This is a genomic window from Paenibacillus sp. FSL F4-0100, assembly GCF_037993005.1.
In the GTDB taxonomy this organism is placed as follows: Bacteria; Bacillota; Bacilli; order Paenibacillales; family Paenibacillaceae; genus Paenibacillus_AQ.
Genome location: NZ_CP150303.1, coordinates 7,688,863 through 7,699,912 on the forward strand (window position 1 = coordinate 7,688,863; position 11,050 = coordinate 7,699,912).

Consider the following 11,050-nt stretch of genomic DNA (forward strand, 5'->3'; position numbering starts at 1 on the left):
ATACGTAATCAAAGGGCATCTACCTCGGATATCCCTGAAATTGCTCAGCTGTTCCTACTATATATAGTAATCCTTGGAGCTTATTTACCCAAGCAAAACTGTGAAAAAATCTGATCAATGAGCGAATCGCCAACCGCTTCGCCCAATATCTCACTTAACTGCTCCCAAGCCATTCTCACATCGATTTGGATCATATCAATCGGGATGAGCTGTTCAGCCGCATCGTAAGCATCCTGCAGCGACTGCTTGGATTTCTTCAGCAAAGCGATATGTCGCACATTGCTTACATACGTCAGATCTCCGCCTTCAATCTGGCCGCTGAAGAACAAGTTGGATATAGCCTCTTCCAACCGGTCAATTCCCTCTTGTGCCTTCATCGACATCGGAACAATCAATTCATCGGGGTAGTACCGATGCAGAATGTCCAGATCGAGATTAGACGGTAAGTCCATTTTATTCATAATGACAATACATTGTCTACCGCGTATTTGTTCCATCAATTCCAATTCGTCCTGATGCAGCGATTCACTGGCATTCAGCACGAGCAAAATGAGATCCGCTTCGTTTACCGCATGCTTGGATCGTTCAACGCCGATCTGCTCGACCACATCCATCGTTTCCCGGATACCCGCCGTATCGAGCAGCTTCAACGGAATATTGTTAATAGTCACAAATTCCTCAATCACATCGCGAGTCGTCCCCGGTATATCCGTGACAATCGCCCGATTATCCTGGGCCAGCGTGTTTAGAAGCGAAGATTTGCCCACATTAGGGCGACCGATAATGGCTGTCGTAATCCCTTCACGTAGGATTTTCCCTTCTTGCGCAGTCTTCAGCAGCTTATCAATTTCACCCATGACAAGCTGGCTTTTCTCTTTAATGAATTCTGAAGTAAGCGACTCCACGTCATGCTCAGGATAATCGATATTCACTTCAATATGGGCCAGCGTTTCGACCAAGGTATGACGAAGCTCGTTAATCTTACGGGATAACGTTCCTTCAACCTGCTTGAGGGCAACGGAAAAGGCGCGATCGGATTTCGAACGAATCAGGTCGATAACGGCTTCCGCCTGGGATAGATCGATTCGCCCGTTTAAGAAAGCCCGCTTCGTAAATTCACCGGGTTCCGCCAAACGGATGTTTAATTGAAGCAACAAATCCATCACCCGCTTGACGGAGATGACCCCACCATGGGCACTGATCTCGACGACATCCTCGGTCGTGAACGATCGAGGAGCACGCATCACCGTCACGAGCACCTCTTCGAGGTTCTCTCCCGTTTTCGGATCTACAATATGACCGTAATGAACGGTATGGGAGTCCACTTCCGTTAACTTGTTTTTACTTTTGAATATACGCTCCACTTCCTGAACGGAATCCGGCCCGCTAACGCGAATAATCGCAATGCCGCCTTCACCGACAGCTGTTGAAATAGCTGCAATCGTATCACTAAACATCGTTTCCTTCACCTCTTTCTTTCGTAAAAAACATCAGAATTACAGCCATATCATATATAATCCGGCTGCTACATCTATCAACGTTAAAGAAAACCTCCTGATGGAGTCTTCCTGTATATGTCTTTTTAAAAAACAATGACTCCCTCTTGAAGCTTAAGGAGTCATTGTTTATATATACTCTTCAACTCATTTAGGACGACTTGGGTGTAATGACAACCCGCCGGTTCGGCTCTTCGCCCTTGCTGTACGTCTTCACGGCTCCATGCGACTGGAGTTTGGCGTGAATCACCTTCCGCTCAGCAGCAGGCATAGGCTCAAGCACAATCTCTTTACGGGTCTTCAGAACCCGTCCCGCTAACCGATCCGCCAGATCCTCCAGCGTCTTCTTGCGACGGTCACGGAAGTTCTCAGCATCCAGTACGATGCGAAGATAACTGTCGGAGTAACGATTAGCTACGATATTCGCCAGATACTGAAGGGCATCCAGAGTCTGACCTCTGCGCCCGATCATCAGTCCAAGTCCGGCACCGGAAATTTGAAGCGTGGTAAAGTCTTTCCCCTTCTCGACGTCAACCGAAATATCAAGCCCCATGGCTTGTCCGGTTTCAATCAGAAAGGTGATGGCTTCCTGGTAAGGATCCTTGCCTGCAAGCGAAGCTGTGTCAGGGCTCTCTGTATCCATGCTGACAGCAGGTTCCTGCGTCATTACAGAGGTATTAGAGACCTGAACCACTTTGGCTGGAGCAGCTTGCGCGTTCGTAGGTGGTACTTCCTTCACAGATGAATCGCCGCCAGCACCGTCAGGCAGGAGCGTTAGTTCGACTTTCGCTTCCTTGACCCCGAACAGGCCCAGGAATCCTCTTGATGGCTGACTCAATACTTGAACCGATACACGGTCTTGACTTACACCCCATCGGGCCAGCCCTTGTGCGACAGCATCTTCAATGGTTTTTCCTGTTGCGACGATTTTACTCATCTCGACTTCTTGGCTCCCTTCGAACCTTTTTTCCCGCCTTTGCTGCCACTCTTTTTCCCGCCCTTGTTACCGCTCTTATTGCTCTTCTGACCGTCGGTTGCGCTGGCAACGCTTGCCACGATAGCAGCCTTGTCATTGTTGCGGTACAAGAAGTAGTTCTGCACGATCGTGTAGAGGTTACTGTAGAACCAGTACAACGGAAGTGCCGAAGGGAACTGGAAGGACATTACAAAGATCAGAATCGGATAAACAAACAGCATGAACTGCATCATTCCCATTTGCTGAGACGGGTTCATCTTCATCATCATTTTCGTTTGGAAAAACGTAGTTACAGCGGCAAGCACCGGCAAAATAAACAGCTTGTCCGGTTGACCTAATTGCAGCCACAGGAATTCGTGATCACGAAGGAGATTGTTATAGTAAATCGAATGATAGAGTGCGATAAATATCGGCATTTGTACGATCAGCGGCAAACATCCCGCCATCGGATTAACCTTATTCTCCTGGAAGAGCTTCATCGTTTCCATTTGAACTTTTTCAGGTTGATCTTTATATTTCTCGCGAATTTTCTGAATTTCAGGCTGAATGGCCTGCATTGCCTTCGAGCTTCTGACCTGTTTCAGAGTCAGCGGTAAAATCAAAGTACGGACGATAAGCACCATCACGAGTACGGACAATCCGTATTCACCGTTAAACCATGTAGCAAACGTATCAAGTGCCCATGTAAAGTAATAAACAACGTTGCTCTGCCAAAAGCCTCCATTTTTCAAATCTTCAATGGTACGCGTTTGGTCAGCTCCACCAGGCGCACAACCTGATATAACGGCCACTGCAAGTATTACAGCGGTGAGGAGGAACCATTTCCCTCGTCTTGTCTTCATGAACGACACTTCAAAACCCCTCTCTTCGCCATTCCATTCCACGGTAAATCATAACATATTTATATGGACAAATAAACACATGGTTCAGCCCCTCTTCGCTTTCAGAAGGGACGATTTCCTCAATACATGAAGCACGCTTTTTTCCAGCTCCTGATATGACTTATCGAGTGCTCCCTTTCGAACGATAAAGATCAGGTCAATATGCTCGATAATCTGATGCTGATGGTGCCTGACAATCTCTTTAACCAGCCGTCTCATCCGGTTGCGGACAACCGCATTGCCGATCTTTTTGCTGCATGAAACGCCAACGCGAAACTGCTCTACCTCTTTTTTGCGTGACCAATATACAACAAATTGATGATTGGCGAAGGACTTTCCGTGTCGATATACCCGGCTGAAATCAGCGCGGTTCCGTAAACGAAGTTTTCTATGCACAAGTTTCTCCCGCCCTGCCGTTAATCAAGTTCAAGAATTAAACGTTTCTTTGGCATCTCTTCTATTATAATAGTATAGTCATGCCAAAACCGCTATAAACACTCACTTGGAATACTTTAAGACACACTATAGCCTATATCCTGCCGATTTCAAAAGGAAACTCCTCACACTGCAGGAGATATTACGAAAAAAAGACCACCTCGGTGGTCTTCGTGGCACAATATTAAGCGCTCAGTACTTTTCTGCCTTTTTGACGGCGGTTAGCCAATACTTTGCGTCCGTTCTTCGTGCTCATTCTTTTACGGAAGCCGTGTACCTTTTTACGTTTGCTTACATTCGGTTTGAAAGTCGGTCTCATGAATTAATGCACCCCCTTACAGGAATATGTCGTACCCATATTTTAAGATCATAACGTCAATCGACGCACTTTCACGGAAGAATAGACCGCGATTTGTTGAACCGACGTCTATGGACGTATCTCTTGTAAACAGACCGCTAAATGGCAGCGGATAATGTTCTCATCTTCACAGAAAATGCCTTTATACATTTAATCACGTTCAGGCCCAAAAGTCAAACCTTAGTTAACTTCAGCAAGCACTTAAGTTTTCCACAAGTAGTCATTATTGCTAGTTTTGAATTATCCACATGGGGATAACCTATTTAAATAGGTTGTGGATGTCATTTTTCGATCCATATAACGCCTTTCATCCCTAAAATGTCCCTTATTTACACAGGCGCTATAAAAGAGTAGTATAAATAATTGAATTTAAGTTGTATACAAGTATACACCGAAGAAGGAGCTGCTTTGTTTTATGAAAATAGGCATGATCGGTCTGGGGAAAATGGGCCTCAATCTGGTTCAGAATCTAATTCATCATCAGCATCAGGTCGTAGCTTACGACTTAAATAAGGAATTGGTCGATCAAGCTGCCCAGTGTGGTGCCGAGGCCGCAGCATCAACTGAATTGCTTGTTGCCAAACTGGATAAACCCCGCATCGTTTGGATGATGGTACCAGCTGGAGATATCGTGGATTCCGTCATTGATTCCCTCACCCCACTCCTCGAGTCCGGTGATATTCTGATTGACGGTGGCAATTCACATTATAAAGATTCCAAAGCCCGTGCAGCGCGGCTGGAGGATCAAGGCATTCATTATTTTGATGCCGGCACTTCCGGCGGTATGGAAGGCGCTCATAACGGTGGCTGCTTTATGATTGGGGGCAACCGCGACGTATTCAACAGCATTGAACCCCTATTTAAGGATATGGCTGTTGAGAACGGTTACTTGTATGCCGGGGAAAGCGGCAGCGGTCATTTTCTGAAAATGGTCCATAACGGAATCGAATACGGCATGATGCAATCCATTGCGGAAGGCTTTGAAGTGTTGGAAAAAAGCGCGTTCGACTTCAACTATGAGGATGTAGCGCGGGTATGGTCCAATGGTTCCGTCATTCGGAGCTGGCTCATGGAGCTGACGCAAAACGCATTTTCCAAGGATCCGAAGCTGGATGGCATCAAAGGGGTGATGAAATCATCCGGTGAAGGAAGATGGACCGTTGAAACGGCACTTGAGGTTCAAGCCAGCGCTCCAGTCATTGCCATGTCGCTGTTCATGCGATATCGCTCCCTTGACCAAGATACGTTCCACGGCAAAGTCGTTGCAGCACTGCGTAATGAATTCGGTGGCCATGCGGTTGAAAAATCGGAATAGCATTAATTCTCTTCTATAATCTGCTGTTTCTTAAGGGCATCATGTCATAGTCTCATTATGGTCCCTTTTCCTTTCGATGTGGTATCATTACCACTAGAGAAAATTAGAATCAGTACCGGATTGGAGAATTATGCTATGAAATTTCCCTCAACGTGGCTTCAAGGAGCCTCTCTCGGAGAGGCCATCGCCAGTGAACTGAGATTACAGATTATTAGTGGTACCATCAAGCGCGGAGAAATCCTGTCCGAGAACCGGATTGCAGGTGAATTCGGCACCAGCCGATCTCCTGTGCGGGAAGCAATGAAAACGCTGTCCAGCGAAGGACTGATACAATTGGAGCGCATGGGCGCCGTTGTCATGGGCTTATCGCTTAAGGAAGTAGAAGAATTATACGATGTCCGTTTTCTTATTGAGAGCTTTGTTCAAGGCCAAGTGTTTGCGAATCCCCAGCCGAAATTAATCCAACATTTAAAACAAATCGTTGATCGGATGGAGCTTGCCGCGAAACATCAGGACCCGGTTGAATTCTCCTATCAGGATTTGGCTTTTCATGAACGGATCATTACGGAAGCGAACCATAAACGGATTCTTCATCTGTGGAAGAGCATTCGCCCTATCGTGATCACGGTCATGTTAATTACGACCCGTCAGGTGTTCGGTGGCGGAGGCGCCAAGATTCGGTATGTCATGGACAAGCATCTTCAGCTTATTGCAGAGATGGAATCCCTGGATCCGGCACGGATCCAAACGGCGGTTCAACATTATTTCGATGATTCCCGTCAAACGCTTCATCTTAGTTTTCCGGAGGGTTAGCTTAATCCTCCCTTCCTCCGTCTTACGAAACACTGCATGCGCTCTAAGTTGTCGACAAGTATACAATAGAATTCAGCTTTGTTTTGGGTATACTACCGCAGAACAGCTCGATATGAACCATTTCCCAATTCAAAATGGGTAATCTATAGGAGGAAGCAAGATATGAACTCACTATTCGGTCTCAGTCATAATGCTACATTAATGATCTGGACGCTGCTGACGATCGTCTTCCTGATCGTGCTGATTTCCAAATATAAATGGAACCCATTCGTGACCCTACTGATCTCCGCTCTGATCCTTGGTCTATTGACGGGCATGCAGCCTGCGGATGTTATTACCTCGATCACAGGCGGCCTGGGGGGAACGCTTGGAACGATTGCCATCGTTATCGCCCTTGGTACCATGCTCGGAAAAATGATGGCTGAATCCGGAGGCGCCGAGCAAATCGCGACCACCCTCGTTGATCGCTTCGGCGAAAAGCGGGTCCATTGGTCCATGATGATTGTCGGCTTTATCGTCGGTATTCCCGTATTTTTCGAGGTGGGCGTTATCCTGTTGATTCCTATTGTCTTCACGGTTGCACGCAAAACGAAAATGTCTCTGCTGCACATCGGCATTCCGATTCTCGCCGGATTGTCCACCGTTCACGGTTTGGTACCTCCGCATCCCGCTCCAATGATTGCTATTGAAGCTTATGATGCGAACCTTGGCATGACGATCCTCTACTCGCTCCTGGTCGGGATCCCTGCAGCAATACTGGCCGGTCCGGTGTTCGGCAAATTTATCGGCAAACGGATCCGAACCGAACCACCCGAGGAACTTGCCGAGCAGTTCTCAAGCAAAGCTGAACGCGGATTACCCGGCTTCGGCATCACTTTGTTTACAATCTTGCTGCCGGTCATTCTGATGCTTATCGGTTCCGCAGCCGATATTATCGATCCGGAGTCCACCAGCTTTATAGCCGTGTTCTGCAAATTTATCGGTCATGAAGTCATTGCACTGCTCATAGCTGCAGTCTTCTCCTTCTTCTCGCTGGGATTCGCACGCGGCTTTAATAAACATGATCTGTCCCGCTTCACTAGCGAATGTCTCGCTCCGATCGCTACGATCATTCTGATCATCGGTGCGGGCGGTGCATTCAAGCAGGTTCTGATCAACAGCGGCGTCGGCAATGCCATTGCCGAAATTGCAACCGGTGCAAATATCAATATCATCCTGTTCGCGTGGCTTGTAGCCGCACTCATTCGAGTTGCAACCGGTTCCGCCACTGTAGCCATGACGACTGCCGCAGGGATTGTCGCTCCTGTGCTTGCCATGACGCCTGGGGCTAACGTAGAGCTTGTGGTGCTCGCTACCGGGGCAGGCTCCATCGTACTGTCTCACGTGAACGATGCCGGCTTCTGGATGGTAAAAGAATTCTTTAACATGACGGTAGCCCAGACGCTGAAATCCTGGACCGTGATGGAGACAATTCTGTCCCTGACCGGACTGGTGTTGGCTCTGGTTCTCAATGTAATTGTATAATGAAGCAATAAGACACATGGGGGCTCTCGGAATGCTGATATTTTGACAGCGAACCGGGTGCCCTTACGTAGAAAGAAGGTATGTCTCTTGAGTACTCAGAACTATATGATCGGTGTCGATATCGGAACAACCAGCACCAAAGCCGTGCTTTTCAAGGAGAATGGTGAGGTTGTAGCCAAAGCCGGCGGCGAATATCCGCTGCTCACCCCTACTCCCTCTACGGCGGAACAAGATCCGGAGCAAATCTTTCAGACCGTCATTTCCTCTGTCCAAGGGGTCATGTCGCAGAGCGGGATTGATCCGGCTCAAGTTCTGTTCGTATCTTTCAGCGCGGCTATGCACAGCGTCATTGCCGTAGATAGCCAAGGCACCCCGTTGACTCGCTGCATTACCTGGGCCGACAACCGCAGTGCTGCCTGGTCTGCAAAGCTCAAAAAAGAACTCGGCGGGATGGAGCTGTATCTTAGAACCGGAACTCCGATTCATCCGATGTCGCCTGTGACCAAGCTGATGTGGATGCGCCATGAGCTGCCCTCCATCTTTCATCAAACAGCCAAATTCATTTCGATTAAAGAATATGTTTATTTCAAACTATTCGGCCAATATATTGTAGACCACTCCATAGCCTCCAGTACCGGAATGATGAACCTCGAGGCACTGGCATGGGACCAGCAGGCGCTCGAGCTCGCTGGCATCACGGAGGACCATTTATCTACGATAGTACCGACGACACATATCATAGAAGGCCTGAAAATAGAGTATGCCGCAGCCATGGGGCTCTCCACTTCCACACCCTTCGTGCTTGGAGCTGCCGACGGCGTGCTGTCGAACCTCGGCGTGAATGCCATCAAACCGGGAGTCGTTGCCGCTACCATCGGTACGAGCGGTGCAATCCGTACGGTTGTCGACAAACCGATGACTGATCCGAAGGGTCGTATTTTCTGCTACGCATTAACGGAGAAACACTGGGTCATCGGCGGCGCGGTTAACAACGGCGGCATGATTTTCCGCTGGGTTCGCGATGAATTTGCCGCCTCCGAGGTCGAAACAGCCAAGCGGCTCGGCATCAATTCGTATGATGTTCTAACCAAAATCGCGGACCGTATTCCGCCAGGCTCGAACGGACTGCTATTCCACCCGTACCTGACCGGAGAACGTGCGCCGTTATGGGATCCCAATGCCCGTGGATCGTTCTTTGGTTTAACCCTGAATCATAAAAAAGAGCATATGATCCGCTCCGTGCTGGAGGGCGTGATCTTTAATATGTATACCGTTCTGCTGGCGATGGAGGAACAAATCGGCCGGCCGGCCAAAATCCATGCCACCGGCGGTTTCGCCCGTTCACCGATCTGGCGGCAGATGATGGCGGATATTTTTGATCAGCAGGTGATCGTACCGGAGAGCTACGAGAGCTCTTGCCTTGGCGCCGTAGTCCTTGGTCTGTACGCTACAGGAAGAGCGGATTCACTCGACATTGTAGAGACGATGGTTGGCGGCACCCATGAACACCAGCCTGTGAAGGAAAGTTCTGATGTTTATAAGGCTCTGCTGCCAATCTTTATCCGCATTTCGCGGAAGTTGGAAGAAGATTATGAAGCCATCAGCCAATTTCAGCGCCGATTCGAGCAATTGTAAGCTTACTATAGTAAGGAAAACGTCTATCTACGTACATTCTAGAGAAAACAGACCGCGATTAGATGTTGTTTTTCTTGCAATATCAGGTAGGCCATGTTTCGAAGTTTATACTTTATCTGAAGTAAAAGCCCGTTTTCGATGGATCCGATCCATGGCGAAAACGGGCTTTTTTTGTCATAATGCCTGTGTGAAAAATATCCACAATGAGAATCCCATACCGAAAATTCCCCCTGCCTTACACATAAAGAAGTAGAAATCGCTGGGCTCCGGACTTTCAACCATCCAATTCGAGGGCGATATATGAAACAAAAAGCGTTGAAAGGCTTCATAACGAAATCCGCACCAGGCATAGATCAGCATCACGAGCGCCAATATGAAGAATCCTACGCTGCCGTTAGGGTCATGATATCGCTCGTTGGAAGCCTTCACAAGCTCTGAGGGGAAGTAGCGTGGCTCTTCCGGATCGGATCGGTGGACTTGCCCCGTTCCATCGCTGAACCTGATGCCTGGAACCATCATTTCTCCCTTCTCGTCGTATGAAAGAAAACTCCGATCTCCAAACGGCTTCGCACGGTAGGCCTTTTCGCCGGGATAAAGCACTTCATATGACGCAGAATCGTCCGATTCCTTGCCATATGCACGGATTTCATATATCTCGCCCGCAATCTCAACTCGTTTCTCTTCTTCATAAGTATGAACATAAATTGGCTCACCGCGGCCAAATGAAGCCCTATATTCGATGCTCCCGCTTCCCAAATCGGTATATTTGGCATACTTTAGTCCTTCCATATGAAACACTTTCTTCGAATAATAGCCCTGGGCCCACACGGTAATTAGAACCAATGCGGCCGCCAGAGCGAGTAATAACCCTATTCTTCTCCAATTCAAGGCCTTCCCTTCCGTCCGCATCCTTGACTCCCCGTTCCAATTTTTTCTAAATCATACGGTCCCTTCACAAAAAAGGTTTCAAAAGCCAAAGGATTGCCTATTGCCAACTTAAGTCCCTAATAAACTCCTGTTATACGACACCCATCGCGAGTTAAACCTTAAATAAGGGGCCTTTCAAAGGCTCACGGGTACAGATTAAGCAAGATTTTTCTATAAAAAAAGCCCTAAATGGAAATCTAGCGATTCCATTTGAAGACTATCCACAGTCATTTTTCACCTTTGGTCGATTGATTGGCTGCTAGAACATTCAACCATAAGTTATGAACAGATGGTGAGAGAAGAAAATTCTGCTTGCGAATCGGACAACCTGTGAATAATTTTTTGCGTTTTGAGGCCAATGATGTCGAAGGCTAAACAAATTATAAACAATATATAGTGGTGTGAATAAAAATTATGCACAACGTATTGAATTTGTGGATAAATTAGCGACATACATTGAAAATAAGGCCTTCTTTTGCTATGATGATATTACTTTTGGTTGTGAATATGTGAATGAAGCTATAATATTATCAACAGGCTGTGGATAAAGTTGTGAACAATTTCAATTTATCCATATTTTTTTGTTTCCACAGGAGTTAGTTCTGGGGATAATTAGACATCATTCATTTTCTTTCGACAATTCCACACATGGCTCTAGCCACATTTGGAAGATTTAAAGGAGTGACAGTT

Annotated in this window: 10 protein-coding genes; 4 read left to right on the top strand and 6 right to left on the bottom strand. The window is 47.3% G+C overall.

Translation table 11 applies throughout. The annotated features are described in order from the left end of the window. Positions 1-80: 80 nt before the first annotated feature. From mnmE to rpmH, 5 genes are all read right to left on the bottom strand, one after another. Positions 81-1,457, bottom strand: a complete 1,377-nt coding sequence (gene mnmE / locus MHH48_RS34850) for a tRNA uridine-5-carboxymethylaminomethyl(34) synthesis GTPase MnmE (protein ID WP_076326296.1) — start codon at positions 1,455-1,457, stop codon at positions 81-83. Between the two features lie 190 nt (positions 1,458-1,647). Next, positions 1,648-2,433: an RNA-binding cell elongation regulator Jag/EloR gene (jag, locus tag MHH48_RS34855; protein WP_076326297.1), complete on the bottom strand. Its 786-nt coding sequence runs from the start codon at positions 2,431-2,433 to the stop codon at positions 1,648-1,650. Further along, on the bottom strand, positions 2,430-3,323 hold the full coding sequence (locus MHH48_RS34860) for a YidC/Oxa1 family membrane protein insertase (RefSeq protein WP_076326298.1): 894 nt from the start codon (positions 3,321-3,323) through the stop codon (positions 2,430-2,432). The genes jag and MHH48_RS34860 overlap by 4 nt, the downstream gene beginning before the upstream one ends. Positions 3,324-3,398: 75 nt before the next feature. After that, entirely contained in the window at positions 3,399-3,749 is a 351-nt protein-coding gene (gene rnpA, locus MHH48_RS34865; protein WP_009591465.1) for a ribonuclease P protein component, read from the bottom strand. Positions 3,750-3,972: 223 nt separating this feature from the next. Beyond that, positions 3,973-4,107 carry a 50S ribosomal protein L34 gene (rpmH, locus tag MHH48_RS34870; RefSeq protein ID WP_006207379.1) on the bottom strand — a complete coding sequence of 45 codons (135 nt, stop codon included), beginning with the start codon at positions 4,105-4,107 and terminating at the stop codon, positions 3,973-3,975. Positions 4,108-4,561: 454 nt separating this feature from the next. Between rpmH and gnd the strand changes: the two genes are divergently transcribed. The 4 genes from gnd (at position 4,562) to gntK (ending at position 9,433) form a co-directional block, all read left to right on the top strand. Then, positions 4,562-5,461 carry a phosphogluconate dehydrogenase (NAD(+)-dependent, decarboxylating) gene (gene gnd / locus MHH48_RS34875; RefSeq protein WP_076326299.1) on the top strand — a complete coding sequence of 300 codons (900 nt, stop codon included), beginning with the start codon at positions 4,562-4,564 and terminating at the stop codon, positions 5,459-5,461. A gap of 135 nt (positions 5,462-5,596) precedes the next feature. Further along, complete coding sequence (locus MHH48_RS34880) at positions 5,597-6,274, top strand: GntR family transcriptional regulator (RefSeq protein ID WP_076326300.1); 678 nt, start codon at positions 5,597-5,599, stop codon at positions 6,272-6,274. A gap of 162 nt (positions 6,275-6,436) precedes the next feature. Continuing rightward, positions 6,437-7,798 carry a GntP family permease gene (locus MHH48_RS34885; protein ID WP_076326301.1) on the top strand — a complete coding sequence of 454 codons (1,362 nt, stop codon included), beginning with the start codon at positions 6,437-6,439 and terminating at the stop codon, positions 7,796-7,798. Between the two features lie 87 nt (positions 7,799-7,885). Continuing rightward, the gene (gene gntK, locus MHH48_RS34890; RefSeq protein ID WP_179090742.1) at positions 7,886-9,433 is read left to right on the top strand and encodes a gluconokinase; all 1,548 of its coding nucleotides are present in this window, start codon (positions 7,886-7,888) and stop codon (positions 9,431-9,433) included. 174 nt (positions 9,434-9,607) lie between these two features. On the opposite strand, the gene MHH48_RS34895 is transcribed toward gntK, so the two are convergent. Next, entirely contained in the window at positions 9,608-10,321 is a 714-nt protein-coding gene (locus MHH48_RS34895) for a hypothetical protein (protein WP_256720856.1), read from the bottom strand. Positions 10,322-11,050 lie beyond the last annotated feature (729 nt).